Origin of the sequence: Mesorhizobium sp. LMG17149 (assembly GCF_024518695.1) — a bacterium.
Lineage (GTDB): Bacteria > Pseudomonadota > Alphaproteobacteria > Rhizobiales > Rhizobiaceae > Mesorhizobium.
Genome location: NZ_JANIFL010000004.1, coordinates 104,546 through 128,458, shown reverse-complemented (window position 1 = coordinate 128,458; position 23,913 = coordinate 104,546). Strand labels below are relative to the sequence as shown.

Here is a 23,913-nt window from a genome sequence, read left to right as displayed (position 1 = left end):
AAAGGCAGCGCGTCTTTGGGATTATGACTTTGGTATTAGGTGCGCTGCGGGATGAAACCGGGCGAGCTGGGAAACCCTTAGCCCTTGAGCGCTTCCAGCAGGCCGACAGCAGCCATCATGTCGTGCTTGCGAGCCGCGCGGCGGGCAACGGCTTCGGCGTCCTGCCCCCAATGCTCGATCTGCCAGTCCTCGTCGACATGAGCCGCGGCCCATGCAGCCTCAGCGTCGATCTCGCCGAAATCGACAGCCAGCGCAAGCAGCGCCGAACCTGTGAGCGACGTCATCACATGGATGGCGGCGAGACGCAGCGGCTCTGTTCGCTGGGCAAGATGGCTGCCCAGCACCGCGATGGTCTCACGCGGCTGCTCGACATGGATGATCCCCTCGGCGAGATTGAAGCGCACCCCAAGTGTTCCCCTCGCCCAGTCTATCACCGAGTCCCAATGCTGGTTCTGCCGCTCCACCAGCCCTTGCGGCGCGTCGGCGCGGTAACAGAGCAGATCGGACGAGGCGAAGCGCAGAATGTCTTCCAGCACCGCCTGCGGGTCGCTGGCGACGCCGTCGATGGCGGTGTTGACGAGGCGCATCACCGGCATGGTCACCGGATTGATGGTCTCGCTTTGGGCGGCGAACTCGTCGGCGACGAGCGCGGCTGCCGCTTCGGTAGGCACTGCCAGCAGCGCCTTGCCGGGCGTGCGCACCGGCTTGCCGTCGAGATACACGGCAAAGCCGCCTTCGACCGGCGCGACCGAGACGGTCTTGTAGAAGCGCTTCGGTAGAGGCGTCTTCATCTGGATCTGGGCGCGGCGCACCGGATCCGGATCCGAAAGATATTTGCCCGCTTCAAGGTCGTTGAGGATGTCACGCATAGAAGGTCTCTCTTACACCGGCGTCAGCTTGCGCACTGGCCGGTTGACGATGATCAGGCCGGCGGCAATCAGGCCAAGTGCCAGGAAAATGCGCATGGTCAGCGGCTCATTCAAGAACATGGCGCCGCACAGCACGCCGAAAACCGGCGACAGGAAAGTGAAACTGGACAGGCCTGACGCAGGATAGCGCCGCAACAGCCAGAACCACAGCACATAGGTGAAGGCGACGATGTAGACAGCCTGGAAGAGCAGCGCCAAGGTCGGCAGCACGGTCGGGTCGCGAACGGGCGGGCCGGCGAGAGGCAGCACCAATATGCCTACGATCGCTGCCCCGGCGAGTTGGTAAAGCAGAAGCTTCTCGGCGCTCGCCTCGACCAGCTTCGAGCGCTTGATGAGGATGTTGGTCAAAGCCCAGAAGAATCCGGAGCCGAGGCTCAGCAGATCGCCGAACAGCATGTCTCCGCCCCCGCCAAGCTTGTCGGAAAACACCGCGGCAAGGCCGGCAAAGGCCAGCAGCAGGCCAAGGAATTTCCTCAATGTGTCTGCTCACCGAGCAGGAAATGGCCGCCGAGCAGCATCCAGAACGGCATCGTGTTGACCAGCAGCGTGTTGCGGGCAACGGTCGTATGCTCCAGGCCGACATAAAGGCAAAGGAACTCGATGCCGAAAAGCGCGCCAACCACGATGCCGGCGAGCAAGGTCCCGTCGCGCGTGAAAAGCGCGATGCCGCGCCACCGGCACCAGGCAAAGACACATAGGCCGCCGATGATCGAGCGCGCGATCGACAGGAAGACCGGGTCATAGCCGGCGTAGGAGATCTTGGCGGCGACGTAATTCAACCCCCAGGAAAAGGTCAGCCCGACCATGATGGCGGCGGCGGCCATGTCGACCGTGTCGCGCCGGTCGAGCGCGTCACTGGCGCCGCTCACGATCAGTCCTCCGCGCTGGCGTCGTCGAAGCCGATCAGGTTCCAGCTCTGGCGCATGTGCGGCGGCATTGGCGCGGTGACATCGATGACGCCCTTGTCGGGATGCGGAATGATGATGCGGCGGGCGTGCAGATGCAGGCGGTTTTGAATGCCCCCTGGAAAGTCCCAGTTGGTGTCGGCCTCGAAATATTTCGGATCGCCCAGGATCGGGCAGCCGATGTAGGCGGCATGAACGCGAAGCTGGTGGGTGCGGCCGGTATAAGGCTCCATTTCAAGCCAGGTCATCGTCTGCGCAGCCTGCTCGATGATGCGATAGTAGGAGACGGCGTGATCGGCGCCCTTTTCGCCATGCGCGGCGACACGCACGCGGTCACCGTCCGGCGTCGGCTCCTTGATCAGCCAGGTCGAGATCTTGTCCTCGCGCTTGGGCGGCACGCCCTTGACCAGCGCCCAATAGGTCTTCTTGGTCTCGCGGGCGCGAAACGCTTCCGAGAGCTTCATGGCGGCCAGCCGGGTGCGGGCGACGACCAGAACACCTGAAGTGTCGCGGTCGAGCCTGTGAACCAGTCTGGGCTTCTCGCCCTTCTGGCTGCGCCAGGCCTCCAGCATGTCGTCGACATTGCGGGTGACGCCCGAGCCGCCCTGCACCGCAAGGCCCGCCGGCTTGTTGAAGACGAAAACCTTGGGATCTTCATGGATCAGCATTTTCGACAGGACATCGGCATCGCCCTGGTTGCGGATCGAGTGGCCGGTCAGCGCACTCTCGCCCTTCTTGTCGACCTCGAGCGGCGGGACGCGAACCATCTGGCCGGGCTCGACACGGGTGTCGGCCTTGACCCGTCCGCCATCGACGCGGATCTGGCCGGAGCGCAGAAGCTTCTGCAAATGGCCGAAACCAAGGCCCGGGAAATGGGTCTTGAACCAGCGGTCGAGCCGCATGCCCGCCTCGCCGGCCTCCACCGTGATCTGTTCAACGCCTGCCATGTTTTTTGTCGCTTATCCGTTTCCCGAGCGAAGCTCGGCCTGTTCTTGGCGCGGCAATAGCACTAAGGCAGGCTTCTTGCGAGCCAAAGTCCCAGAAACAGGGCGATAATGGCGCCAATGACGCTGGCAAGGGCATAAGCCAGCGCAGGCAGCGTGGCTCCCCGCTCCCACAGCGTCGCGAAATCGAGCGAAAAGGCGGAGAAGGTGGTGAAGCCGCCGAGAATGCCGGTAGCAACGAACAGCCTGACCTCGTTCGATCCGCCACGGCGCATCATGGAGGCGATGAACAGCCCCATGGCGAAGGAGCCAATGATGTTGATGGCCATCGTGCCCCAGGGATAGCTGGGGCCGACAAAACGCAGCGCGCCGATGTTGGCAAGGTGACGAATTCCGGCACCGATGCCGCCACCGACGACGACGAGAAACAGATTGAACATCTTCGGTACTTCCCCGGGCTATTCAAATTCAGCCGATGCCGCCAGCTGCATTGATCGATTGCCTGCTCAGGTCGTCCCGGCACTTTTCGGCTTGGTCGAACCGATCATCTTCCAGTTCTTGTAGAACATGGAATTGATGCGCTCGACGCTGACCGAGACGATTGAGAGCATGCCCGCGATCAGTCTGGGAACTGGAGACGGCCGGATGATGTCCATGAACACGCAGTAGCGGCGTCCGTCATACTCGTTGACCGAGCGATGCAGCAGCGTGTCGTCGAAGATGAACAGCGGATTGTCGTACCAGTAATTCTTGACGTTGCCGCATTCGACGAAAATCTCCGACTTCACCGGGATCAGATTGTAGAGAATGCGTAGGCTGAGCCGCAGCGGGCCGAAATGCCAGGACGTCGATTCGCGCTTGCTGAAGACGGAAACGGCTATGGTCTTGATGTATTTGAAATCCTTGTTGAACTCGGCGACATTATCGATCCTGTGCTTGCCGTACCACTGGTAGACATACATGCCGCGCCGGCCGGCGCCGAAATTGGCGTCGATATCGGCAATGATCTCATCCTTGCGCGCCTTGAAGATGTCCAGGACCTCGTTGACCTCGCGCTGATAGTCGTCGGGAAACTGCTCCAGCTTCCAGACACCCGGATTTCTGTAGCACAAGAGGTCGACCAGCAGATTGAACGGCGAAAGCAGCCAGGTGAACAGGCCGTTGCCGAGAAAATAGCCTGAGAACAGCGACAGATCCTTGCGGTCGTTGCGCAGCACGTCGATCAGGCCGCAGATGATGAAGATCGTCGTCAGGATGGGAATGAAATAGAAGCCAAGGGCGAGAAGCGGGATGGCAATGGCGAATTTGCGAAGGGACTTGCGAAGGGTTTTTGTCATTTTTCCACGCGCGGAGCGCGATCCTGTTGCGAATGAAGTGCCCAAATCACGGCAACGACCACCGCCCGGTCGTGCGCCTTGATAAGGTTTTTTGGGTTACCACACAACGGCCCTGCTATCGTGGCCGGCTGGCTGCCTGGTGGATCTGGTCAACGGCCTCACGCAAGCCTGCTACTCCCGCTCCTTGCGCAGCTTCGCCCAATAGTCGAGCCGCTTCCTGATGTCGCGCTCGAAGCCGCGCTCGGGCGGATCATAGAAGGTCTGGCGGCCCATCTTCTCGGGAAAATAATCCTGCCCCGAAAAGGCATCCGGCTCGTCATGGTCGTAACGATAGCCGGCGCCGTAATCCTCCTCTTTCATCAGCTTTGTCGGTGCGTTGAGGATGTGCTTGGGCGGCAGCAGCGAGCCGTGTTCCTTCGCGGCCCGCGTGGCGGCCTTGAAAGCATTGTAGACGGCGTTGGATTTGGGCGCGGTGGCGAGATAGACGGTGGCCTCGGCAAAAGCCAGCTCGCCCTCGGGCGAGCCGAGATAGTCGTAGGCATCCTTGGCGGCGTTGGCGACGACAAGCGCCTGCGGGTCGGCAAGGCCGATGTCTTCCATGGCCATGCGCACCAGCCGGCGGCCTAGATAGAGCGGATCCTCACCGGCATCGAACATGCGTGCGAGATAGTAGAGAGCCGCGTCAGGGTCTGAACCGCGTACCGATTTGTGCAGCGCCGAGATCAGATTGTAATGGCCGTCCTGGCCCTTGTCGTAGATCGGCGCGCGGCGCTGGACGATGCGCTGCAGTCCCTGGGGATCGAAGACCTCGCCGGGTTTGGCTGCCCGCCAGACTTCTTCCGCGAGCGTCAGCGAGGCCCGGCCGTCGCCATCGCTCATGCGGATGAGCATGGTCCGCGCCTCGTCATCGAGCGGCAGCGCCCTGCCCTCGGTCTCCTCCGCCCGCACCATCAGCTTGGAGATGCTCTCCTCGCCAAGCGAATGGAAGACCAGAACGCGCGCGCGTGACAACAAAGCGGCATTCAGTTCGAAGGACGGGTTTTCGGTCGTGGCGCCAACCAGCACGACTGTCCCGTCCTCCATGACCGGGAGAAAGCTGTCTTGCTGGGCACGGTTGAAGCGATGTATCTCGTCGACGAACAGCAAGGTCTGGCGGCCATTGGTGCGGCGCAATTTGGCCGCTTCGAACACCTTTTTCAGGTCGGCGACGCCGGAAAAGACAGCCGATATCTGCTCGAAGGCCAGGCTGGTTTCGCCGGCAAGCAGGCGCGCCACGGTGGTCTTGCCGGTGCCGGGCGGTCCCCAGAAAATCATCGAGCCGAGCGAGCCGGAACCGATCAATCGGGTCAGCGCGCCGTCAGGGCCGGTCAGATGCTCCTGGCCGACGACCTCGCCAAGGTTTCTCGGCCGCAGCCTGTCGGCCAGCGGCCGCCCAGGCGGGGTCTTTTCCGGTTCATCGACGCTGAACAGATCGGCCATGCACTTCTTTTTCGTTGGAGCATGAGCCCGAATGCACGGAACCCAGCCCTAATAACGCAACACCTGACGCATTATCTGCCCGCCACGCTCTACGGTAAAGCGCCACCAGCGCGTATCCGTCCTGGCCGCCAGCTCCAGGGTCGCCGCGGTATCGATGGTGGTGCCGTTCACCTCGCGCACGATGTCGCCCGGCTGGAAGCCGAAATCGGCGGCCGGTGAATCGCGGTTGATGTCGACCACGGTGACGCCCTTGATGTCCGTGCGCAGGCCAAGCCGCTGCGCGAGCCGGGGCGACAGCTCCGCGACCTTGGCGCCCGAAAACGGGCTGCGGCCATGCAGCGTCACCTCGGCAGCTTTCATGCCTTCCGGAGCACGCTCCAGCGCAATATCCATCGCCGCCTGCTGGCCCTTGGTCAAAACCGCGAAATTGGCGGTGGTGCCGATCGACAGCGTCGCCATCCGGTAGTCCAGCGCTTCGATGCTCTCGACCGGCTTGCCGTTGAGTTGCAGCACCACGTCGCCGGGCTTGAGTCCTGCCTTGCCGGCCGGACCGGTCGCCTCGACCGACGAGACCAGCGCACCGGTCGGCTTCTCCATGCCGAGCGATTCGGCGATCTGCGGCGTCACCGATTCGAACTCGGCGCCGATATAGGGCCGTTCGAAGAAGTCGAGCCCGGCCTTGGCCGCGTCGGCAAAAGCGCGGACCATATTCGAGGGAATGGCGAAGCCGATGCCGATCGAACCGCCACTGCGGCTGTAGATGGCGGTGTTGATGCCGACCAGCTGGCCGCCCATGTTGATCAGCGCACCGCCGGAATTGCCCGGATTGATGGCGGCGTCGGTCTGGATGAAGAAGCTGGAATCGGAGACGCCGATATGGCTGCGGGCCAGGGCCGAGACGATGCCGCTGGTGGTGGTTTGGCCGACGCCGAAGGGGTTGCCGATGGCCAGCAGCAGGTCGCCGACCTCGAGCGCGTCGGAATCGCCGATGGCGATAACCGGAAACGGCTTGTCCGAGGTGATCTTGAGCACGGCAAGGTCGAGTGTCTCGTCCTTGAGCAGCACCTTGCTGTCGAACTCACGCCCATCAGCGGTCGCCACCTTGACCCGGTCGGCATCCTTGATGACGTGGTAATTGGTGACCACGACGCCGGTCGGATCGACCAGCACGCCGGAGCCGAGCGAAGACTGCGCACGCGGCTGCGAGCGACCGAAGAATTCCTCGAAGAACGGATCGCCATCGAAAGGCGACGTGACCTTGGCCGTCTGCGAGGCATAGACGTTGACCACGGCCGGGGCTGTCTGCTTGACCAGCGGCGCAAACGACAATTGCACCTCCTCGCGGCCGAAGGGTACGCGCTTGTCGGGACCAGCCGTGGCGTTTTCGCCTTCCACGCCATGAAGCAGGTCGGTCAGCACATCGGACAGGCCGGGATCGGTCTTCGTCTCCTCGGCCAATGCCTGCCTGACCACCGGTGCGGCCGCAAACGCCATGATGGCGAAAAGCAGAACAAAGGGCAGTCTTCTGGCGCGCATTCGCGAATCCTCCAAGGCAAGTTCGGGGGCATTGTCCCGACGATTGTGCAAAATGAAAGGCTAAGCCGCTGAAATCCGACTATTTTGGGCAGCAAAACAGCTACAGCTGACCTTGAAACCGAAAACCTCGTGGCCCTGATGAAAAAACAACTCCTGTCTTTCCGTGACTTTTTGAAGACCGGCAGCTTGGGGCCGATCTCCCCCGACATGACAATGGCCGAGATTGTCGAAGTGCTCGGCATGCCTGAGCATGTCGATCCAGATTACTGGACGTTCGGAAAGCTCGAAATTTCCTTTGATATCACGCCGCCTCGCCAGATGAACTGGTTTCAAATTGAGCAGGCCAGTTACCTCAAAGGCGATTTGGAGGCTCTCACCACTCGCTTTGCACTCTCCCTGGACGGGTTCAGCGGAAAGACAAAGCCATCAGAGTTCCTGGGTGCCGGCCTTTGGACTCCAGATCAGGCCAAGGTTTTCTACGCGGCATCCGGCCATGACATCGGGATGAACATCTGCGCCGGACCGATTCAGATACATTTTCATGTGGCTGCCGACTTCATCGGCAACCAAGATGCCGAAACCTATTTGAAGGCCTCCTCCCCGTCGCAAGCGATGGCGAAAATCGATTCTCGAGCCGTCCTCGACAGTATCTATTCATATCCTTACCCGAAGACTGAAGAGGTACCGGGTGCATTCGATTGGAAGCTGTTGAGCGGAAGCCAGTACCTGGCGCTGGCCGATGGACAGCAAACATCGGCAAACAAAAAAGGGGCCCGCAGGCCCCTTTGAAGTCATTTGGGAAAACCGAGCCTTATGCGGCTGCGGCGTCCGCGTCAGCGCTTTCGGCTTCGATGCGAGCGCGGTCGCCGGCGCCTTTGGCCGAAACGTCGCGATCGACGAACTCGATGACGGCCATGGCGGCGTTGTCACCGTGACGGAAGCCCGCCTTCATGATGCGCAGATAGCCGCCATTGCGGTTGGCGTAGCGCGGCGCGATGGTGTCGAACAGACGCTTGACGACGCCTTCATTGCCGATCTGGGCAATGACCTGGCGGCGGGCATGCAGGTCGCCGCGCTTGCCGAGCGTCACCAGCTTCTCGACGATCGGACGCAGGTCCTTCGCCTTCGGCAAGGTCGTGACGATCTGCTCGTGCTCGAGCAGCGACACGGCGAGGTTGGCGAACATCGACTTGCGATGGCTAATGCTTCGGGCGAAGCGACGGCCTTTGAAACCGTGGCGCATGGCTCTTTTCCTTCTTCAGTTGTTCAAGAGGCCGCGGCCTCTGATGGTTTTCCGCATGACCGTCGGATCGAGCGGCCCACGCCGCCCATCCTTGGAATTCATGCTCAATATTGGTCTTCGTAACGCTTAGCGAGATCTTCGATGTTTTCCGGCGGCCAGTCCGGCACTTCCATGCCGAGGTGCAGGCCCATCGCCGCCAGGACTTCCTTGATCTCGTTCAGCGACTTGCGGCCGAAGTTCGGGGTGCGCAGCATCTCGGCTTCGGTCTTCTGGATCAGGTCGCCGATATAGACGATGTTGTCGTTCTTCAAGCAGTTGGCCGAACGCACCGAAAGCTCGAGTTCGTCGACCTTCTTGAGCAGCGCCGGGTTGAAGGCGAGCTCGGTGACGGCCTCGGCGGCGACTTCCTTCTGCGGCTCGTCGAAGTTGACGAACAGGCCGAGCTGGTCCTGCAGGATGCGGGCGGCGAAAGCCACCGCGTCCTCGCCGGTGATCGAACCGTCGGTGTCGATCGTCATGGTCAGCTTGTCATAGTCGAGAACCTGGCCCTCACGGGTGTTCTCGACCTTGTAGGAGACTTTCTTGACCGGCGAATAAAGGCTGTCGACCGGGATCAAGCCGATCGGCGCGTCTTCGGCGCGGTTGCGGTCGGCCGGCACGTAACCCTTGCCGGTGTCGACGGTGAATTCCATGCGGATTTCAGCGCCTTCGTCCAGCGTGCAGATGACGTGGTCGGGGTTGAGGATCTCGACGTCGCCAACCGTCTGGATGTCGCCAGCGAGAACCGCACCCGGTCCCTGCTTGCGAACGACCATGCGCTTGGGGCCATCGCCTTCCATGCGGATGGCGATTTCCTTGATGTTGAGGACGATATCGGTCACGTCCTCGCGCACGCCGGCGATGGACGAGAATTCATGCAGAACGCCGTCGATCTGCACGGCGGTAACAGCCGCACCGCGCAGCGAAGACAGAAGCACGCGGCGCAGCGCGTTGCCCAGCGTCAGGCCAAAGCCACGCTCGAGAGGCTCGGCGACCAGCGTGGTCAGCGTCTTCTTCTTCGACGAGAACTCGATCTTGTTCGGCTTGATCAGTTCCTGCCAATTTTTCTGGATCATGATGCTTTCCTTCCGTTGACCCGCCACCATCCAATCGTGGCGGGCGACCTGGAATGCCGCGGAGGAGCGCCCAAGGGCGCTCGCGCGGCGTTCGGTAAATGCTTAGACGCGACGCTTCTTGCGCGGGCGGCAGCCATTGTGCGGGATCGGCGTCACATCACGGATCGAGGTGATGGTGAAGCCGGCCGCCTGCAGGGCGCGCAACGCCGATTCACGACCGGAGCCGGGTCCGCAGACCTCGACTTCGAGCATGCGCATGCCGTGCTCCTGGGCCTTCTTGGCAACATCCTCGGCAGCCATCTGGGCAGCGAACGGGGTCGACTTGCGCGAACCCTTGAAGCCCTGGGCACCGGCCGACGACCAGGCAATCGAATTGCCCTGCGCGTCGGTGATGGTGATCATCGTGTTGTTGAAGGTCGAATTGACGTGGGCAACGCCCGACGAGATATTCTTGCGTTCGCGACGGCGAACACGAGCGGCTTCCTTGGCCATGATAGTCCTTTCAGTTGATCTCTACACCGCCGTAATGCCAGCGGCTCCACCTTCGTAAGGAAGTAGGGGAATAGGGCAGTAAGGGAGTAGGGAAAAGTGCGACCCGACTGGCGGGCATTCCCTACTGCCTTACTCCCCCACTCCCTTATTCCCCTAAAAAATTACTTCTTCTTGCCGGCGATCGACTTGGCCGGGCCCTTGCGGGTGCGCGCATTGGTATGCGTGCGCTGGCCGCGGACCGGCAGCGAGCGGCGGTGACGCAGGCCGCGGTAGCAGCCGAGGTCCATGAGCCGCTTGATGTTCATCGAGACTTCGCGGCGCAGGTCGCCTTCAACCTGGTAATCGCGGTCGATGGTTTCGCGGATCTGCAGCACTTCCGCGTCGGTCAGCTGGTTGACGCGGCGCTCGGCCGGGATGCCGACCTTGTCGACGATCTCCTGGGCGAACCGCTTGCCAATGCCGTGAATGTATTGAAGCGCAATGACAACGCGCTTGTTGGTCGGAATGTTGACGCCGGCTATACGAGCCATGTTCTTCCCTTCTCCATGTGGGCCGGCCAATCCTCAAAAACGAGGCGGGCACGGCGCTGTCTTAAGTTGCCCCGCGTCCGGTGGAGGCCGGCCCATGCGGGAGTTTCCAATTCAATGCGGCTGCCTTGCCCTTGCGGACAAGCAAAGCTCATGCCTGATAGGAAGACGGGCCGCCATACCGCAGCGAACCGCCTCCGTCAAGTGCAATCGTTAATTTCCCCGAACTGCGTCCTTGAGCACCGCTTCGATCTGTTCCGTCACGGCGTCAATATCGGCCATGCCGTCGACACTGCGGAGCTTGCCCTTGGCATAATAATAGCCAATCAGCGGCGACGTCTTCTTGTAGTATTCCCTCAGGCGCTCTTCGAACACGGTCGGGTTGTCGTCCTTGCGAACGGGAAGGCCGGCGGCCTGCGCCTCGTCGGCGCGCTTGACGATCCGGCCAACCAGGGCCTTGTCGTCGACGACGAGCTCAATGACGGCGTCGAGGCCCTGGGAGCGATCCGACAGCATCTGCTCGACCGCATCCGCCTGCACCAGGGTCCGCGGATAGCCGTCGAGGATGAACCCCTTGGCGCAGTCGGGCTGATCGATACGCTCGGCGACGATCGCGTTGACGATCGCGTCGGACACCAGTTCACCGGCATCCATCACCGCCTTGGCGCGCTTGCCGACTTCGGTGCCTGCCTGGACGGCAGCACGCAGCATGTCGCCCGTCGAGAGCTGGGGTATGCCGTGTTTTTCTACCAGTCTTTGTGCTTGCGTCCCCTTGCCCGCTCCTGGCGGCCCAAGCAATATCAACCTCATCTGGCTTTCTTCCCCCCGCGCAGCTTCGACTTCTTGATCAGGCCTTCATACTGGTGCGCAATCAGGTGCCCCTGAATCTGCGCAACCGTATCGAGCGTGACACTGACCACGATCAGAAGCGATGTGCCACCAAGGTAGAATGGTACGCCAGTCGCCGAGATCAGGAACTCCGGCAACAGGCACACCAGCACCAGATAGATGGCGCCGACGACGGTGATGCGGGTGAGAACGTAATCGATGTAATCGGCGGTGCGCTCGCCCGGACGATAGCCCGGGATGAAGCCCGAATGCTTCTTGAGCTGGTCGGCGGTGTCCTTCGGGTTGAAGACAATCGCAGTGTAGAAGAAGGCGAAAAACGCGATCATCGCCGCATAGAATGCCATGTAGAGCGGCTGGCCGTGGCCGAGCGCGGCCAGGATGGTGCTTGCCCAGGCCGGCATGTTGGCCGTCTGCGAGAAGCCCGCGACGGTGGCCGGCAGCAACAGCAGCGACGAGGCGAAGATCGGCGGAATGACACCCGACGTGTTGAGCTTCAGCGGCAGATGCGAGGTATCGCCCTGGAACATGCGGTTGCCGACCTGGCGCTTCGGGTACTGGATCAGCAAGCGGCGCTGGGCTCGCTCGAAGAACACGATGAGCGCGATGACGACGACGGCCAGCACGATGATCGCCAGGATCAGGCCGGTCGACAGCGCGCCGGTGCGACCAAGCTCCAGCGTGCCGGAGATGGCGTGCGGCAGGCCTGCGACGATGCCGGAGAAGATGATCAGCGAAATGCCGTTGCCGATGCCGCGCGCGGTAATCTGCTCGCCCAGCCACATCAGGAACATGGTGCCGCCGACCAGCGTGACGACGGTCGAGATGCGGAAGAACATGCCGGGATCGCTGACGATGCCGTTGCCGCCTTCCAGACCGACAGAAATGCCATAGGCCTGAACCAGCGCAAGCAGCACCGTGCCGTAGCGCGTGTACTGGTTGATGACCTTGCGGCCCTGTTCGCCTTCCTTCTTCAGCGCTTCCAGCGACGGGATGACCGAAGTCATCAGCTGCATGATGATGGAGGCGGAGATGTAAGGCATGATGCCGAGCGCAAAGATCGCCATGCGCTGCACGGCGCCGCCGGCGAACATGTTGAACATGCCAAGCACGCCCTTGCTCTGCGAAGAGAAGGCCTGGGCGAAGGCGTCGGGATTGATACCGGGAAGCGGGATGTAGGTGCCGAGGCGATAGACGAGCAGCGCGCCGATCGTGAACCAGATGCGCTTCTTCAAATCCTCCGCCTTGGCGAAGGCCGAGAAATTCAGATTCGAGGCTAATTGTTCAGCAGCCGAAGCCATGCCTGATTCTCCGCTTGGTAACGCTTGATGGCCCTGAGGTCAGGCGGCGCGTTTCACCGAAGCTCACGAGATAAGCTCCGGGCTCTAAACATGCAAGCGGCCGCGTTGACGCGGCCGCCTCGTTGAGCAGATCAAAGCGCAATCGTGAGCAAAAACGGATCCCACTCCTGCCGATCGCGCTTCAAATTGCCGTTACTCGGCAGCTGCCTTTTCCTGCGGCAGCTTGACCGAACCGCCGGCCTTTTCGATCTTTTCGATCGCGGCCTTGGAGGCGCCGGCGACGTCAAAGGCGAGCTTCGCCTTGATCTCGCCGTCCGAGAGGATGCGCACGCCGTCCTTGACGCGGCGGATGACGCCGGCGGCAACCAGCGATTCAGCCGTCACGGTCGCCTTGGCGTCGAGCTTCTTGGCGTCGATGGCCACCTGGATGCGGGCCAGCGACACGACGGTGAAGCTCTTGGCGAAGATGTTGTTGAAGCCACGCTTCGGCAGGCGCCGGTAGAGCGGCATCTGGCCGCCCTCGAAGCCGTTGATCGCGACGCCGGAGCGCGCCTTCTGGCCCTTGACGCCACGACCGCCGGTCTTGCCGGAGCCGGAGCCGATACCACGGCCGAGACGCTTCTTGGAGTGCGTCGCGCCGTCCTTGTCACGCAGATCGTTGAGTTTCATCTGAGTTCTCCTGCGCTCTGGCTCAGCCCTCGTCCACGACGCGGACGAGATGCTGGACGGCAGCGATCATGCCGCGCACGGAGGGCGTATCTTCCAGCGTGCGCTGCTTGTGCATCTTGTTGAGGCCGAGGCCGACCAGCGTCGCGCGCTGCTCCTTCGGACGGCGGATCGGCGAACCGATCTGCTCAACGGTGATGGTCTTGGTTGCTTTCTTGGCCATGGTCAAAATCCCTGGTCAGATCGACTATTCTTCAGCCGCAACGGCGGTGCCGCGGCGGGCCTGAAGGGTCGAATACTTGATGCCGCGAGCAGCAGCCACATCCTTGGGATGCATCTGGCTCTTCAGCGCGTCGAAGGTGGCGCGAACCATGTTGTAGGGGTTCGACGAACCCATCGACTTGGCGACCACGTCATGCATGCCGAGCGTCTCGAAGACAGCGCGCATCGGGCCACCGGCGATGATGCCGGTACCTTGCTTGGCGGCGCGCAGCAGCACGCGTCCAGCACCCCAGCGTCCTTCGACGTCGTGATGCAGCGTACGGCCCGAGCGCAGCGGCACGAAGATCATGTCGCGCTTGGCCGATTCAGTTGCCTTGCGGATGGCTTCCGGCACTTCGCGCGCCTTGCCGTGACCAAAGCCGACACGGCCCTTCTGGTCACCGACGACGACGAGTGCTGCAAAACCGAAGCGACGGCCGCCCTTGACGACCTTGGCGACGCGGTTGATGTGGACGAGCTTGTCCACCATGCCGTCATCGCGTTCTTCACGATCGCGGCCGCGGCCGCCATCCCTACGTTCCTGTGCCATATCCTGTTCCTTGTTTTTTTCCGGAAGCACGGTTGCTGATAAGATCCGGTGCCTCGCCCCGAATAAATCGGGAAACGGTCACCGGGGGCGAAATCAATTCCTTCGCATAATCCCTATCCGAAAAGTCTGCAACTTTTCGGGACTATGCTTAGAAGCTCAAGCCACCTTCGCGGGCAGCCTCGGCGAGCGCCTTGACGCGGCCGTGATAGATGTAGGCACCGCGGTCGAAGACGACTTCCTTGACGCCGGCCTTGGTGGCGCGCTCGGCGATCAGCTTGCCGATCGCGGCGGCGGCGGCGGTGTCGGCGCCGGTCTTGAGCGAACCCTTGAGATCCTTCTCGAGCGTCGAAGCGGCAGCGATGGTGTGGCCCTTGGCGTCGTCGATGACCTGCACGTAGATGTTCTTCGACGTGCGGTGGACCGACAGACGCGGACGCTCGCCGGCGACCTTCTTGATCTGACGACGGACGCGCTGCGCGCGGCGCTGCGTGGATTCCTTGGTACCCATGATGGTCTTCCTTGCCTTCAAAAAACGGGGGCCGCCATATGCGGTAGGCGAAAGCGCCTCCCGCGACCGCTCCCCGCGGCGTTACACTTCTTGGCTTGGCCTCAACTTCTCGAGGCCAGGCCCGCTACTTCTTCTTGCCTTCCTTGCGGACGATCTTTTCGCCGGCATAGCGGACGCCCTTGCCCTTGTAGGGCTCGGGACCGCGATACTCGCGGATCTCCGCCGCAACCTGGCCGACTTGCTGCTTGTCGATGCCGGCCACGGTGATTTCGGTCGGCTTCGGCACGGTAATGGTGATGCCGGCCGGCGTCTCATAGACGACGTCATGGCTGAAGCCAAGCGCCAGCTGCAGGTTCTTGCCCTGAAGTGCCGCGCGATAGCCGACGCCGGTGATCTCGAGCTTCTTCTCGAAACCGTCCTTGACGCCCTGCAGGATGTTGACGATCTGCGTGCGCGACATGCCCCACTTGGAGCGGGCGGTCTTGGTCTGGTCGCGCGGCTGGACAGCGATCTCGCTGCCTTCCATCTTGACCAGCACTTCGTCGTTCACCACGAACTTCAGCTCACCCTTGGGGCCCTTCGCCGTCACGGTCTGGCCGTTGACGGTCGCGGTCACGCCCTGCGGCAGCGAAACGGGTTTCTTTCCAATACGAGACATTTTGTTGTCCTCGTCACTTCTCTTGTTTCAGGTCTCTGTCTTCGGGAACGATCCGAAGACCGGATTCCACTTTGCGGTCAACTGCCAGATCAGAAGATCTGGCAGAGGATCTCACCGCCGACGTTCTGTTCACGTGCTTCATGGTCGGCCATCACGCCCTTCGGTGTCGAAAGGATGGCGATGCCGAGGCCGTTGGCGACCTGCGGGATCGACTTGGCCGAAACATAGACGCGGCGGCCTGGCTTCGAGACGCGGGCGATTTCGCGCACGACCGGCGCGCCGTCGAAATACTTCAGCTCGATCTCGATTTCGGACTTGCCGTTGTCGAAGTCGGTCTGGCTGTAATCGCGGATATAGCCTTCAGCCTTCAGCACGTCGAGGACGCGGGTGCGCAGACGCGAAGCCGGCGTCGAAACGCTCGACTTCTTGCGGCCGTACGCGTTGCGGATGCGGGTCAGCATATCGCCGAGAGGATCGCTCAATGACATGTTATGTCCTCCTTACCAGCTCGACTTGACCAGGCCCGGGATCTGGCCGTTATTGCCGAGATCACGAAGCGCGATGCGCGATACTTTGAGCTTGCGATAGTAGGCGCGCGGACGGCCGGTGACTTCGCAGCGGTTGCGGATGCGGATCTTGGCCGAGTTGCGCGGCATGGCGGCAAGCTTGAGCTGAGCGCGGAAACGCTCTTCCATCGGCTTGGACTGATCCATGATTATCGCCTTCAGGGCAGCGCGCTTGGGACCGTACTGGTCGGCAAGCTTGCGGCGCCTGTTGTTCTTCTCGACTGAGCTGGTCTTTGCCATTTCAGATTTTTCCTTTTCTCGCTGCCGTTACTGGCGGAAGGGGAAGTTGAAAGCCTTGAGCAATGCCCTGGCTTCGTCATCCGTCTTCGCAGTCGTACAAACGATGACGTCCATGCCCCAGATCTGATCAACCTTGTCGTAGTTGATCTCCGGGAACACGATGTGTTCCTTGATGCCCATGGCGTAGTTGCCACGGCCATCGAAGCTCTTCGGATTGAGCCCGCGGAAGTCGCGGACGCGTGGCAGTGCGATGTTCACGAGACGGTCGAGGAACTCGTACATACGTTCCTTGCGCAGCGTGACCTTGGCGCCGATCGGCATCTTCTCGCGGACCTTGAAGCCGGCGATCGAGTTGCGGGCGCGGGTGACGACGGCCTTCTGGCCGGCGATCATCGCCAGGTCTTCGGCCGCGATCGAAGGCTTCTTCGAATCGGCGGTCGCTTCGCCAACGCCCATGTTCAGCACGATCTTGTCGATGCGCGGAACCTGCATCTCGTTGTCGTAGCCGAACTGTTCCTGCAACGCCTTGCGGATGGTCTCGTTGTAGACCTGCTTGAGGCGCGGCGTGTTGTTCGCGGTCGCCTGCTTGGATTGAGCCTTAGCCATTGATGACTTCTCCCGAGCGCTTGGCGACGCGCACCTTCTTGCCGTCCTTCTGGAAGATGAAACCGACGCGGGTCGGCTTGCCATCCTTGGGGTCGGCCAGCGCGATGTTCGACAGCTGGATCGGCGCTTCCTTGGTGATGATCCCGCCCTCTTGGGACTGGGACTGCTTCTGGTGACGACGGATCATGTTGACGCCGCGCACCAGCGCGGTGTCTTCCTTCGGCTGCACCGAGAGGACTTCGCCCGAACGGCCCTTGTCCTTGCCGGCCAGCACGACGACCTTGTCGCCTTTTCTAATCTTTTGCATTGGTCCGGCTCCTTACAGCACTTCAGGCGCGAGCGAGATGATCTTCATGTGGTTCTTGGCGCGGAGTTCGCGCGGAACCGGTCCGAAGATACGCGTGCCGATCGGCTCTTTCTTGTTGTCGACGAGAACGGCCGCGTTCTTGTCGAAACGGATCACGCTGCCGTCCGGGCGGCGGATGTCCTTGGCCGTGCGAACCACGACCGCCTTCATCACATCGCCCTTCTTTACGCGGCCGCGCGGAATGGCTTCCTTGATCGACACCACGATGATGTCGCCCACGGAAGCGTATTTCCGCTTCGAGCCGCCCAGCACCTTGATGCACATGACACGACGGGCGCCGGAATTATCCGCGACGTCGAGGTTTGTTTGCATCTGAATCATGACTGGCCGCCTTCTTCTCTTCTAACGGGATGGGCTCAAAGCCCCTCCCCGGTCTGTCCAAAATTCGTTGTTTACGCCCGAGGTCAGGCTTGGTCCGAAGACACGACGATCCAGCGCTTGTCCTTGGAAATCGGCTTCGATTCCTGGATGAACACCTGATCGCCAACCTTGTGGGCGTTGTTTTCGTCGTGCGCCTTGTACTTCTTGGTCATGCGCACGGTCTTCTTCATCACGGGATGCGTGAAGCGCCGTTCGACCTTGACGACAACCGTCTTCTCGTTCTTGTCGCTGACGACGGTGCCCTGCAGAATGCGCTTTGGCATGGTTTTCGTCCTTAAGCCTTCTTAGCCGCGGACTTTTCCGCAGCGATGGTCTTGATACGCGCAATATCCTTACGGACCTGTCTCACGCGCGCGGTCTTCTCGAGCTGGCCGGTGGCCTTCTGGAAGCGCAGGTTGAACTGCTCCTTCTTCAGGCTGGCCAGGTCGTCGGTCAGCTGGTCCTGGGTCTTGGTCCGGATGTCTTCGGCTTTCATGATCAGCCCGTCCTTATTCTGCGATGCGCTGCACGAAGCGCGTCTTGACCGAGAGCTTGGCCGCGCCGAGACGCAGTGCCTCACGGGCGGTTTCTTCATTGACGCCGTCGATCTCGAACATGATACGGCCCGGCTTGACGCGCGCCGCCCAGTAGTCGACCGCACCCTTGCCCTTACCCATGCGGACTTCGGTCGGTTTCGAAGTGACCGGCACGTCCGGGAAAATACGGATCCAGACGCGACCAGCGCGCTTCATTTCACGCGTGATCGCGCGGCGGGCCGCCTCGATCTCACGTGCGGTGACGCGGTTCGGCTCAAGCGCCTTCAGCCCGAAACCACCGAAATCCAGGTTGGTGCCGCCCTTTGCGGTACCATGGATACGGCCCTTGAACTGCTTGCGGAACTTTGTGCGCTTTGGCTGCAGCATCGTTCTAACTCCAAATTCCTAAATGTCTCAGGCGTTTTCGCGACGACGACCGCGTTCGCGATCACCACCACCGCCATGCGCTGCATCGCTTTCGCTGGCCCGACGCTCCGAAGCCATCGGGTCATGCTCAAGGATTTCGCCCTTGAACACCCAGACCTTGACGCCGCAGATGCCATAAGCCGTGTGCGCTTCGGCCGTACCGTAGTCGACGTCCGCACGCAGAGTATGCAGCGGCACGCGGCCTTCGCGATACCATTCCATGCGCGCGATCTCGGCGCCGCCGAGGCGGCCGGCGCAGTTGATGCGGATGCCTTCGGCCCCGAGGCGCATCGCCGACTGAACGGCACGCTTCATGGCGCGGCGGAACGCGATACGACGCTCGAGCTGCTGGGCGATCGACTGGGCGACCAGGGTCGCGTCGATTTCCGGCTTGCGCACTTCAACGATGTTGAGGTGCGTCTCGGACTTCGTCATCTCCATCAGCTTCTTGCGAAGCTTCTCGATGTCGGCGCCCTTCTTGCCGATGATCAGACCCGGGCGCGCGGCGTGGATGGTGACGCGGCACTTCTTGTGCGGACGCTCGATCACGACCTTCGAGATGGCAGCCTGCTTGAGCTCCTTCTCGAGATACTTGCGGATCTTGATGTCCTCATGCAGCAGCTTGCCGTACTCGCCGGTGTTCGCGAACCAGCGCGAATCCCAGGTGCGGTTGATGCCGAGGCGAAGACCGATCGGATTGACTTTCTGGCCCATTATGCGGCCTCCCCTTTTTCTTCGACTTCACGAACGACGATCGTGAGGTGCGAGAACGGCTTCTCGATACGGCTGGCGCGACCGCGGCCACGGGCATGGAACCGCTTCATGACGATCGACTTGCCGACATAGGCTTCCGCCACGATCAGCGCATCGACATCCAGGTCGTGGTTGTTTTCCGCGTTGGCGATTGCCGATTCCAGCGTCTTCTTGACCGTGCCGGAAATCCGCTTGGCCGAGAATTCGAGATCGGAAAGCGCTGTCGCGACCTTCTTGCCGCGGATCAGCGCGGCAACGAGGTTGAGCTTCTGCGGGCTGATACGGATCGTGCGCAATACGGCGCGCGCTTCGTTATCAGCAAGCCTGCGCGGAGCTTTGGCCTTGCCCATGATTATTTCCTCTTCGCCTTCTTATCCGCGCCGTGACCGTAATAGGTCCGGGTCGGAGCGAATTCACCGAACTTGTGACCGACCATGTCCTCGTTCACCGAGACGGGAACATGCTTCTGGCCGTTGTAGACACCGAAGGTGAAGCCGACGAACTGCGGCAGGATGGTGGAGCGACGGCTCCACATCTTGATCACCTCATTGCGACCACCTTCACGAACCTTGTCCACCTTCTTGAGAAGGTAGCCGTCAATGAAGGGGCCTTTCCAAATCGAACGAGTCACTTGGCGTTACCTCTTCTTAGCTCTTGCGCTGATGGCGCGAGCGCAGGATGAACTTGTCGGTCGCCTTGTTGGACCGCGTCTTCTTGCCCTTGGTCGGCTTGCCCCAGGGCGAAACCGGATGGCGGCCACCCGAGGTGCGGCCTTCACCGCCGCCGTGCGGATGGTCGACCGGGTTCATGGTCACGCCGCGATTGTGCGGGCGCTTGCCACGCCAAACCGTGCGACCGGCCTTGCCGTCATTGATGTTGCCGTGGTCCGGATTGGACACGGCGCCGACAGTGGCCATGCAGGAGCCGTGAACGACACGCTGCTCGCCCGAATTGAGGCGCAGGATCGCCATGCCCTGGTCACGACCGACCAGCTGACCGTAACCACCTGCCGAACGGGCGACCTGAGCGCCCTTGCCCGGCTTCAGCTCGATGTTGTGGACGATGGTGCCTACCGGCATCGAAGCCAGCGGCATCGCATTGCCCGGCTTCACATCTACCGATTCACCGGAGACGATCTTGTCGCCGGGAGCCAGACGCTGCGGAGCGATGATGTAGGACAGCTCGCCATCGTCATACTTGATCAGCGCGATGAAGGCGGTGCGGTTCGGATCGTATTCAATGCGCTCGACCGTGCCGACGACGTCGAACTTGCGGCGCTTGAAGTCGATGATGCGGTACGAACGCTTGTGACCACCGCCGATGAAGCGGGCGGTGATGCGACCGTGATTGTTGCGGCCGCCCGACTTGGTCAGGCCTTCGGTCAGACCCTTGACGGGCTTGCCCTTGTAAAGACCCGAGCGGTCGACGATGACCAGCTGACGGGTGCTGGGCGTTACCGGGTTGAATTTTTTCAGTGCCATTGTTCTGTCCTCGCGGCCTTGCTCAGAGACCCGTCGCGACGTCGATCGACTGACCATCGGCCAGCGTCACAACCGCCTTCTTGACGTCGCTCTGGCGGCCAACCGTGCCACGGAAGCGCTTGATCTTGCCCTTGCGGACAAGCGTGTTCACGGCCATCACCTTGACGCCGAACAGCGCTTCGACGGCGGCCTTGATTTCCGGCTTCGACGCCTTCTTGGCGACGTTGAAGACGACCTTGTTCTGCTCGGAGGCCATGGTCGACTTTTCGGTGATCGCCGGCGAGACGATCACGTCGTAATGACGAAGGTCGGTCATTTAAAACGCTCCTCGAGAGCCTCGACGGCGGCCTTCGAAAGGACCAGCGTGCCGCGGCGCAGAATGTCGTAGACGTTGATGCCCTGGATGGGCAGCACGTCGATGTTGGGGATGTTCGTCGCCGCCAGCTTGAAGTTCTTGTCAAGCTCGGCGCCGCCGATCAGCAAAGCGTTGGTCAGGCCCAGCGTCGCGAAATTCGCGATCAGCGCCTTCGTCTTGGCCTCGGTCAGCTTCAGCTCGTCGATGATGATGATCGACGCGCTCTTGGCCTTGGCCGAGAGAGCATGCTTGAGGCCGAGAGCACGAACCTTCTTCGGCAGTTCGTGCTCGTGGCTGCGAACGACCGGGCCGTGGGCCTTGCCGCCGCCGCGGAACTGCGGAGCGCGTGCCGAATGGTGACGGGCGCGGCCCGTACCCTTCTGCTTGTACATCTTGGCGCCGGTGCGCGCGATCTCGGCGCGACCCTTGGTCTTGTGCGTGCCCTGCTGCTTCTTGGCAAGCTGCCAGCGCACGACGCGCTGCAGGATGTCTTCGCGCGGATCAAGGCCGAAAATCTCGTCGGAGAGTTCCACCTTGCCGGCGTCCTTGCCGCCCAGCGTTGTGATCTTGAGATCCATTATTCCGCTCCCTCTGTGGCCGGAGCCTCGTTCTTGGCGCCACTTTCGGCAGCAACGGCGCGGATCGCGGCAGGCTTCGGCGCATTGGCCGGCAGTGCCACCTTGGCCGCATCGCGGACCAGGATCCAGGCGCCCTTCGATCCGGGAACCGCACCGCGGATCAGGATCAGGCCGCGGTCGGCGTCGGTCGATACGATCTCGACATTCTGCGTGGTGACGCGGGTGTCGCCCATGTGGCCAGCCATATGCTTGCCCTTGAACACCTTGCCCGGGTCCTGACGCTGGCCGGTCGAACCGTGCGTACGGTGCGAAACCGAGTTACCGTGCGTTGCACGGCCACCGCCCATGTGGTGGCGCTTGATGACGCCCTGGAAGCCCTTGCCGATCGTCGTGCCCGTCACATCGACCTTCTGGCCGGCGACGAAGTGCTCGACGGTGATCTCGGCGCCGACATCGATCATGTTGTCGGCGGAGACGCGGAACTCGGCGACCTTCGCCTTCGGCTCGACGGAAGCGGTCGCGAAATGGCCGCGCATCGCCTTCGACGTGTTCTTCACCTTGGCAAGGCCAACGCCGAGCTGAACGGCGGTGTAGCCATTCTTCTCTTGCGTGCGCTGGGCCACGACCTGGCAGTTCTCCATCAGGAGAACGGTGACGGGAACATGTTCCCCGGCATCGTTGTAGATGCGGGTCATTCCCACCTTCTTTGCAATCACACCTGAACGCATCGGTTCAATTCCTTTAGAGTTCCGGGCCAGGGGCACCGCCCCTTACCGCGCTCTCATTCCCTTAGAGCTTGATCTCGACGTCGACGCCGGCGGCCAGATCGAGCTTCATCAAAGCATCGACCGTCTGCGGGGTCGGATCGACGATGTCGAGCAGACGCTTGTGCGTGCGCATCTCGAACTGCTCGCGGCTCTTCTTGTCGACGTGAGGCGACCGGTTGACCGTGAACTTTTCGATCCGCGTCGGCAGCGGAATGGGGCCGCGGACGTTTGCGCCGGTACGCTTGGCCGTCGACACGATTTCCTTCGTCGAGGCGTCGAGCACGCGGTGGTCAAACGCCTTAAGGCGGATGCGGATATTCTGTCCGTTCATGCGTCACTTCCTTGTTCTGGCGCGGCGCGGGCAACTCCCGCGCCCGCGACAGATCGGTTTAAGTCCAAATTACTCTTTGATGGTGACGACGATGCCGGCACCGACGGTGCGGCCGCCTTCACGGATGGCGAAGCGCAGCTTCTCTTCCATGGCGATCGGCACGATCAGCTCGACATCGACCGTGATGTTGTCGCCCGGCATCACCATTTCGGTGCCTTCCGGCAGCGACACGATGCCGGTCACGTCGGTCGTGCGGAAGTAGAACTGCGGACGGTAGTTGGTGAAGAACGGCGTGTGACGGCCACCTTCGTCCTTGGTCAGGATGTAGGCTTCGGCCACGAACTTCTTGTGCGGCTTCACCGTACCGGGCTTGGCCAGAACCTGGCCGCGCTCGACGCCTTCACGATCAACGCCGCGCAGCAGCGCGCCGATGTTGTCGCCGGCCTGGCCCTGATCGAGCAGCTTGCGGAACATTTCCACGCCCGTGCAGGTCGTCTTGGTCGTCGGACGGATGCCGATGATCTCCAGCTCCTCGCCGACCTTGACCACGCCGCGCTCGACGCGGCCGGTCACGACCGTGCCGCGGCCCGAGATCGAGAACACGTCTTCGATCGGCATCAGGAACGGCTTGTCGAGCGGACGAACCGGCGTCGGGATGTAGGCATCGACCGCAGCCATCAGCTCGCGGATCGCGTCTTCACCGATCTTCTTGTCCGAATCTTCCAGAGCAGCCAGAGCCGAACCCTTGACGATCGGAATGTCGTCGCCGGGGAACTCGTTCTTGGTCAGAAGCTCGCGAACCTCGAGCTCGACCAGTTCGAGCAGCTCGGCGTCGTCGACCTGGTCGACCTTGTTGAGGAACACCACGATCGACGGCACGCCGACCTGACGCGCCAGCAGGATGTGCTCGCGGGTCTGCGGCATCGGGCCGTCGGCAGCCGACACGACCAGGATCGCGCCGTCCATCTGCGCGGCACCGGTGATCATGTTCTTCACATAGTCGGCGTGGCCGGGGCAGTCGACGTGAGCGTAGTGGCGGGCAGCCGTCTCATATTCGACATGCGCCGTCGAGATCGTGATGCCGCGCGCCTTTTCCTCAGGAGCAGCGTCGATCTGGTCGTAGCGCTTGTATTCGCCAAAATACTTGGTGATCGCCGCCGTCAGCGACGTCTTGCCATGGTCGACGTGGCCAATCGTGCCGATGTTCACGTGAGGCTTGTTACGCTCGAATTTACCTTTGGCCATAATCG

At 61.8% G+C, this 23,913-nt stretch carries 35 protein-coding genes and 1 pseudogene; 1 reads left to right on the top strand and 35 read right to left on the bottom strand.

The genetic code is table 11. The annotated features are described in order from the left end of the window. Positions 1 to 77 precede the first annotated feature (77 nt). From NP945_RS09735 to NP945_RS09705, 7 genes and pseudogenes are all read right to left on the bottom strand, one after another. Positions 78 to 869 (bottom strand): ATP12 family chaperone protein, encoded by a 792-nt coding sequence (locus tag NP945_RS09735; protein WP_256746212.1) that lies wholly within the window; start codon positions 867 to 869, stop codon positions 78 to 80. Positions 870 to 881: 12 nt separating this feature from the next. Continuing rightward, positions 882 to 1,753 (bottom strand): annotated as a pseudogene (locus tag NP945_RS09730) (DMT family transporter). A gap of 47 nt (positions 1,754 to 1,800) precedes the next feature. Next, on the bottom strand, positions 1,801 to 2,781 hold the full coding sequence (locus NP945_RS09725) for an RluA family pseudouridine synthase (RefSeq protein ID WP_127271590.1): 981 nt from the start codon (positions 2,779 to 2,781) through the stop codon (positions 1,801 to 1,803). A 62-nt stretch (positions 2,782 to 2,843) separates the two neighbouring features. Further along, positions 2,844 to 3,218 (bottom strand): fluoride efflux transporter CrcB, encoded by a 375-nt coding sequence (gene crcB, locus NP945_RS09720; RefSeq protein WP_256746211.1) that lies wholly within the window; start codon positions 3,216 to 3,218, stop codon positions 2,844 to 2,846. A gap of 66 nt (positions 3,219 to 3,284) precedes the next feature. Beyond that, positions 3,285 to 4,115, bottom strand: a complete 831-nt coding sequence (locus tag NP945_RS09715; RefSeq protein ID WP_256746210.1) for an aspartyl/asparaginyl beta-hydroxylase domain-containing protein — start codon at positions 4,113 to 4,115, stop codon at positions 3,285 to 3,287. A 171-nt stretch (positions 4,116 to 4,286) separates the two neighbouring features. Further along, complete coding sequence (locus NP945_RS09710) at positions 4,287 to 5,594, bottom strand: replication-associated recombination protein A (RefSeq protein ID WP_127810389.1); 1,308 nt, start codon at positions 5,592 to 5,594, stop codon at positions 4,287 to 4,289. Positions 5,595 to 5,642: 48 nt separating this feature from the next. Next, the gene (locus NP945_RS09705) at positions 5,643 to 7,130 is read right to left on the bottom strand and encodes a DegQ family serine endoprotease (RefSeq protein ID WP_127330906.1); all 1,488 of its coding nucleotides are present in this window, start codon (positions 7,128 to 7,130) and stop codon (positions 5,643 to 5,645) included. Between the two features lie 84 nt (positions 7,131 to 7,214). On the opposite strand from NP945_RS09705, the gene NP945_RS09700 reads away from it, so the two are divergent. Next, on the top strand, positions 7,215 to 7,919 hold the full coding sequence (locus tag NP945_RS09700; RefSeq protein ID WP_127381198.1) for a hypothetical protein: 705 nt from the start codon (positions 7,215 to 7,217) through the stop codon (positions 7,917 to 7,919). 22 nt (positions 7,920 to 7,941) lie between these two features. On the opposite strand, the gene rplQ is transcribed toward NP945_RS09700, so the two are convergent. The 28 genes from rplQ to tuf all read right to left on the bottom strand — a co-directional run bounded on the left by rplQ (position 7,942) and on the right by tuf (position 23,908). Next, on the bottom strand, positions 7,942 to 8,373 hold the full coding sequence (gene rplQ, locus NP945_RS09695; RefSeq protein ID WP_013531439.1) for a 50S ribosomal protein L17: 432 nt from the start codon (positions 8,371 to 8,373) through the stop codon (positions 7,942 to 7,944). Between the two features lie 104 nt (positions 8,374 to 8,477). Next, on the bottom strand, positions 8,478 to 9,488 hold the full coding sequence (locus NP945_RS09690; protein WP_023812081.1) for a DNA-directed RNA polymerase subunit alpha: 1,011 nt from the start codon (positions 9,486 to 9,488) through the stop codon (positions 8,478 to 8,480). Between the two features lie 102 nt (positions 9,489 to 9,590). Beyond that, positions 9,591 to 9,980: a 30S ribosomal protein S11 gene (gene rpsK / locus NP945_RS09685; protein WP_006205444.1), complete on the bottom strand. Its 390-nt coding sequence runs from the start codon at positions 9,978 to 9,980 to the stop codon at positions 9,591 to 9,593. 161 nt (positions 9,981 to 10,141) lie between these two features. Continuing rightward, complete coding sequence (gene rpsM / locus NP945_RS09680; RefSeq protein WP_013531437.1) at positions 10,142 to 10,510, bottom strand: 30S ribosomal protein S13; 369 nt, start codon at positions 10,508 to 10,510, stop codon at positions 10,142 to 10,144. 210 nt (positions 10,511 to 10,720) lie between these two features. Next, positions 10,721 to 11,317 (bottom strand): adenylate kinase, encoded by a 597-nt coding sequence (locus NP945_RS09675; RefSeq protein ID WP_013531436.1) that lies wholly within the window; start codon positions 11,315 to 11,317, stop codon positions 10,721 to 10,723. Then, complete coding sequence (gene secY, locus NP945_RS09670) at positions 11,314 to 12,654, bottom strand: preprotein translocase subunit SecY (protein WP_027038734.1); 1,341 nt, start codon at positions 12,652 to 12,654, stop codon at positions 11,314 to 11,316. The genes NP945_RS09675 and secY overlap by 4 nt, the downstream gene beginning before the upstream one ends. 192 nt (positions 12,655 to 12,846) lie before the next feature. Then, positions 12,847 to 13,323: a 50S ribosomal protein L15 gene (rplO, locus tag NP945_RS09665; RefSeq protein ID WP_013531434.1), complete on the bottom strand. Its 477-nt coding sequence runs from the start codon at positions 13,321 to 13,323 to the stop codon at positions 12,847 to 12,849. Positions 13,324 to 13,345: 22 nt separating this feature from the next. After that, entirely contained in the window at positions 13,346 to 13,543 is a 198-nt protein-coding gene (gene rpmD, locus NP945_RS09660; protein ID WP_006205449.1) for a 50S ribosomal protein L30, read from the bottom strand. A 24-nt stretch (positions 13,544 to 13,567) separates the two neighbouring features. Then, on the bottom strand, positions 13,568 to 14,131 hold the full coding sequence (gene rpsE, locus NP945_RS09655) for a 30S ribosomal protein S5 (RefSeq protein WP_006333394.1): 564 nt from the start codon (positions 14,129 to 14,131) through the stop codon (positions 13,568 to 13,570). A gap of 148 nt (positions 14,132 to 14,279) precedes the next feature. Continuing rightward, entirely contained in the window at positions 14,280 to 14,639 is a 360-nt protein-coding gene (gene rplR / locus NP945_RS09650; protein WP_027038735.1) for a 50S ribosomal protein L18, read from the bottom strand. Positions 14,640 to 14,763: 124 nt separating this feature from the next. Next, entirely contained in the window at positions 14,764 to 15,297 is a 534-nt protein-coding gene (gene rplF, locus NP945_RS09645) for a 50S ribosomal protein L6 (RefSeq protein WP_013895694.1), read from the bottom strand. Between the two features lie 89 nt (positions 15,298 to 15,386). Beyond that, complete coding sequence (gene rpsH, locus NP945_RS09640; protein WP_013531431.1) at positions 15,387 to 15,785, bottom strand: 30S ribosomal protein S8; 399 nt, start codon at positions 15,783 to 15,785, stop codon at positions 15,387 to 15,389. A 12-nt stretch (positions 15,786 to 15,797) separates the two neighbouring features. Beyond that, on the bottom strand, positions 15,798 to 16,103 hold the full coding sequence (gene rpsN / locus NP945_RS09635) for a 30S ribosomal protein S14 (protein ID WP_013895695.1): 306 nt from the start codon (positions 16,101 to 16,103) through the stop codon (positions 15,798 to 15,800). Positions 16,104 to 16,130: 27 nt separating this feature from the next. After that, positions 16,131 to 16,709: a 50S ribosomal protein L5 gene (rplE, locus tag NP945_RS09630; RefSeq protein ID WP_127270613.1), complete on the bottom strand. Its 579-nt coding sequence runs from the start codon at positions 16,707 to 16,709 to the stop codon at positions 16,131 to 16,133. Further along, positions 16,702 to 17,016 (bottom strand): 50S ribosomal protein L24, encoded by a 315-nt coding sequence (gene rplX / locus NP945_RS09625; RefSeq protein WP_013531428.1) that lies wholly within the window; start codon positions 17,014 to 17,016, stop codon positions 16,702 to 16,704. The genes rplE and rplX overlap by 8 nt, the downstream gene beginning before the upstream one ends. 12 nt (positions 17,017 to 17,028) lie before the next feature. Beyond that, positions 17,029 to 17,397 (bottom strand): 50S ribosomal protein L14, encoded by a 369-nt coding sequence (rplN, locus tag NP945_RS09620; protein ID WP_006205457.1) that lies wholly within the window; start codon positions 17,395 to 17,397, stop codon positions 17,029 to 17,031. 83 nt (positions 17,398 to 17,480) lie between these two features. Then, on the bottom strand, positions 17,481 to 17,720 hold the full coding sequence (rpsQ, locus tag NP945_RS09615) for a 30S ribosomal protein S17 (RefSeq protein WP_010909280.1): 240 nt from the start codon (positions 17,718 to 17,720) through the stop codon (positions 17,481 to 17,483). Between the two features lie 11 nt (positions 17,721 to 17,731). Continuing rightward, the gene (gene rpmC, locus NP945_RS09610) at positions 17,732 to 17,932 is read right to left on the bottom strand and encodes a 50S ribosomal protein L29 (protein ID WP_006205459.1); all 201 of its coding nucleotides are present in this window, start codon (positions 17,930 to 17,932) and stop codon (positions 17,732 to 17,734) included. Between the two features lie 13 nt (positions 17,933 to 17,945). Beyond that, positions 17,946 to 18,359 (bottom strand): 50S ribosomal protein L16, encoded by a 414-nt coding sequence (gene rplP / locus NP945_RS09605; RefSeq protein WP_013531427.1) that lies wholly within the window; start codon positions 18,357 to 18,359, stop codon positions 17,946 to 17,948. A gap of 27 nt (positions 18,360 to 18,386) precedes the next feature. Further along, positions 18,387 to 19,112 carry a 30S ribosomal protein S3 gene (gene rpsC / locus NP945_RS09600; RefSeq protein ID WP_013531426.1) on the bottom strand — a complete coding sequence of 242 codons (726 nt, stop codon included), beginning with the start codon at positions 19,110 to 19,112 and terminating at the stop codon, positions 18,387 to 18,389. Continuing rightward, a complete protein-coding gene (rplV, locus tag NP945_RS09595) occupies positions 19,112 to 19,501 on the bottom strand; it encodes a 50S ribosomal protein L22 (protein ID WP_006205462.1) in 390 nt (129 codons plus the stop codon). The genes rpsC and rplV overlap by 1 nt, the downstream gene beginning before the upstream one ends. 2 nt (positions 19,502 to 19,503) lie before the next feature. Beyond that, positions 19,504 to 19,782 carry a 30S ribosomal protein S19 gene (gene rpsS, locus NP945_RS09590; RefSeq protein WP_006205463.1) on the bottom strand — a complete coding sequence of 93 codons (279 nt, stop codon included), beginning with the start codon at positions 19,780 to 19,782 and terminating at the stop codon, positions 19,504 to 19,506. 16 nt (positions 19,783 to 19,798) lie between these two features. Then, positions 19,799 to 20,632 carry a 50S ribosomal protein L2 gene (gene rplB / locus NP945_RS09585; protein ID WP_024505067.1) on the bottom strand — a complete coding sequence of 278 codons (834 nt, stop codon included), beginning with the start codon at positions 20,630 to 20,632 and terminating at the stop codon, positions 19,799 to 19,801. A gap of 22 nt (positions 20,633 to 20,654) precedes the next feature. Beyond that, the gene (locus tag NP945_RS09580) at positions 20,655 to 20,948 is read right to left on the bottom strand and encodes a 50S ribosomal protein L23 (protein ID WP_013531424.1); all 294 of its coding nucleotides are present in this window, start codon (positions 20,946 to 20,948) and stop codon (positions 20,655 to 20,657) included. Beyond that, a complete protein-coding gene (gene rplD / locus NP945_RS09575; protein WP_013531423.1) occupies positions 20,945 to 21,565 on the bottom strand; it encodes a 50S ribosomal protein L4 in 621 nt (206 codons plus the stop codon). Before rplD ends, NP945_RS09580 begins: the two co-directional genes overlap by 4 nt. Continuing rightward, positions 21,565 to 22,293, bottom strand: a complete 729-nt coding sequence (gene rplC, locus NP945_RS09570; RefSeq protein ID WP_013531422.1) for a 50S ribosomal protein L3 — start codon at positions 22,291 to 22,293, stop codon at positions 21,565 to 21,567. Before rplC ends, rplD begins: the two co-directional genes overlap by 1 nt. Positions 22,294 to 22,354: 61 nt before the next feature. After that, positions 22,355 to 22,663 (bottom strand): 30S ribosomal protein S10, encoded by a 309-nt coding sequence (rpsJ, locus tag NP945_RS09565; RefSeq protein ID WP_010909272.1) that lies wholly within the window; start codon positions 22,661 to 22,663, stop codon positions 22,355 to 22,357. A 69-nt stretch (positions 22,664 to 22,732) separates the two neighbouring features. Further along, on the bottom strand, positions 22,733 to 23,908 hold the full coding sequence (gene tuf, locus NP945_RS09560; RefSeq protein ID WP_095090666.1) for an elongation factor Tu: 1,176 nt from the start codon (positions 23,906 to 23,908) through the stop codon (positions 22,733 to 22,735). Positions 23,909 to 23,913: the final 5 nt, after the last annotated feature.

What these genes read in the sequence shown, in the direction of transcription:
- NP945_RS09735 (WP_256746212.1), bottom strand. Translation starts at nt 869, where the DNA reads ATGCGTGACATCCTCAACGACCTTGAAGCGGGCAAATATCTTTCGGAT.
- NP945_RS09725 (WP_127271590.1), bottom strand. Translation starts at nt 2,781, where the DNA reads ATGGCAGGCGTTGAACAGATCACGGTGGAGGCCGGCGAGGCGGGCATG.
- crcB (WP_256746211.1), bottom strand. Translation starts at nt 3,218, where the DNA reads ATGTTCAATCTGTTTCTCGTCGTCGTCGGTGGCGGCATCGGTGCCGGA.
- NP945_RS09715 (WP_256746210.1), bottom strand. Translation starts at nt 4,115, where the DNA reads ATGACAAAAACCCTTCGCAAGTCCCTTCGCAAATTCGCCATTGCCATC.
- NP945_RS09710 (WP_127810389.1), bottom strand. Translation starts at nt 5,594, where the DNA reads ATGGCCGATCTGTTCAGCGTCGATGAACCGGAAAAGACCCCGCCTGGG.
- NP945_RS09705 (WP_127330906.1), bottom strand. Translation starts at nt 7,130, where the DNA reads ATGCGCGCCAGAAGACTGCCCTTTGTTCTGCTTTTCGCCATCATGGCG.
- rplQ (WP_013531439.1), bottom strand. Translation starts at nt 8,373, where the DNA reads ATGCGCCACGGTTTCAAAGGCCGTCGCTTCGCCCGAAGCATTAGCCAT.
- NP945_RS09690 (WP_023812081.1), bottom strand. Translation starts at nt 9,488, where the DNA reads ATGATCCAGAAAAATTGGCAGGAACTGATCAAGCCGAACAAGATCGAG.
- rpsK (WP_006205444.1), bottom strand. Translation starts at nt 9,980, where the DNA reads ATGGCCAAGGAAGCCGCTCGTGTTCGCCGTCGCGAACGCAAGAATATC.
- rpsM (WP_013531437.1), bottom strand. Translation starts at nt 10,510, where the DNA reads ATGGCTCGTATAGCCGGCGTCAACATTCCGACCAACAAGCGCGTTGTC.
- NP945_RS09675 (WP_013531436.1), bottom strand. Translation starts at nt 11,317, where the DNA reads ATGAGGTTGATATTGCTTGGGCCGCCAGGAGCGGGCAAGGGGACGCAA.
- secY (WP_027038734.1), bottom strand. Translation starts at nt 12,654, where the DNA reads ATGGCTTCGGCTGCTGAACAATTAGCCTCGAATCTGAATTTCTCGGCC.
- rplO (WP_013531434.1), bottom strand. Translation starts at nt 13,323, where the DNA reads ATGAAACTCAACGATCTGCGTGACAAGGACGGCGCGACGCACTCCAAG.
- rpmD (WP_006205449.1), bottom strand. Translation starts at nt 13,543, where the DNA reads ATGGCCAAGAAAGCAACCAAGACCATCACCGTTGAGCAGATCGGTTCG.
- rpsE (WP_006333394.1), bottom strand. Translation starts at nt 14,131, where the DNA reads ATGGCACAGGAACGTAGGGATGGCGGCCGCGGCCGCGATCGTGAAGAA.
- rplR (WP_027038735.1), bottom strand. Translation starts at nt 14,639, where the DNA reads ATGGGTACCAAGGAATCCACGCAGCGCCGCGCGCAGCGCGTCCGTCGT.
- rplF (WP_013895694.1), bottom strand. Translation starts at nt 15,297, where the DNA reads ATGTCTCGTATTGGAAAGAAACCCGTTTCGCTGCCGCAGGGCGTGACC.
- rpsH (WP_013531431.1), bottom strand. Translation starts at nt 15,785, where the DNA reads ATGTCATTGAGCGATCCTCTCGGCGATATGCTGACCCGCATCCGCAAC.
- rpsN (WP_013895695.1), bottom strand. Translation starts at nt 16,103, where the DNA reads ATGGCAAAGACCAGCTCAGTCGAGAAGAACAACAGGCGCCGCAAGCTT.
- rplE (WP_127270613.1), bottom strand. Translation starts at nt 16,709, where the DNA reads ATGGCTAAGGCTCAATCCAAGCAGGCGACCGCGAACAACACGCCGCGC.
- rplX (WP_013531428.1), bottom strand. Translation starts at nt 17,016, where the DNA reads ATGCAAAAGATTAGAAAAGGCGACAAGGTCGTCGTGCTGGCCGGCAAG.
- rplN (WP_006205457.1), bottom strand. Translation starts at nt 17,397, where the DNA reads ATGATTCAGATGCAAACAAACCTCGACGTCGCGGATAATTCCGGCGCC.
- rpsQ (WP_010909280.1), bottom strand. Translation starts at nt 17,720, where the DNA reads ATGCCAAAGCGCATTCTGCAGGGCACCGTCGTCAGCGACAAGAACGAG.
- rpmC (WP_006205459.1), bottom strand. Translation starts at nt 17,932, where the DNA reads ATGAAAGCCGAAGACATCCGGACCAAGACCCAGGACCAGCTGACCGAC.
- rplP (WP_013531427.1), bottom strand. Translation starts at nt 18,359, where the DNA reads ATGCTGCAGCCAAAGCGCACAAAGTTCCGCAAGCAGTTCAAGGGCCGT.
- rpsC (WP_013531426.1), bottom strand. Translation starts at nt 19,112, where the DNA reads ATGGGCCAGAAAGTCAATCCGATCGGTCTTCGCCTCGGCATCAACCGC.
- rplV (WP_006205462.1), bottom strand. Translation starts at nt 19,501, where the DNA reads ATGGGCAAGGCCAAAGCTCCGCGCAGGCTTGCTGATAACGAAGCGCGC.
- rplB (WP_024505067.1), bottom strand. Translation starts at nt 20,632, where the DNA reads ATGGCACTGAAAAAATTCAACCCGGTAACGCCCAGCACCCGTCAGCTG.
- NP945_RS09580 (WP_013531424.1), bottom strand. Translation starts at nt 20,948, where the DNA reads ATGACCGACCTTCGTCATTACGACGTGATCGTCTCGCCGGCGATCACC.
- rplD (WP_013531423.1), bottom strand. Translation starts at nt 21,565, where the DNA reads ATGGATCTCAAGATCACAACGCTGGGCGGCAAGGACGCCGGCAAGGTG.
- rplC (WP_013531422.1), bottom strand. Translation starts at nt 22,293, where the DNA reads ATGCGTTCAGGTGTGATTGCAAAGAAGGTGGGAATGACCCGCATCTAC.
- rpsJ (WP_010909272.1), bottom strand. Translation starts at nt 22,663, where the DNA reads ATGAACGGACAGAATATCCGCATCCGCCTTAAGGCGTTTGACCACCGC.
- tuf (WP_095090666.1), bottom strand. Translation starts at nt 23,908, where the DNA reads ATGGCCAAAGGTAAATTCGAGCGTAACAAGCCTCACGTGAACATCGGC.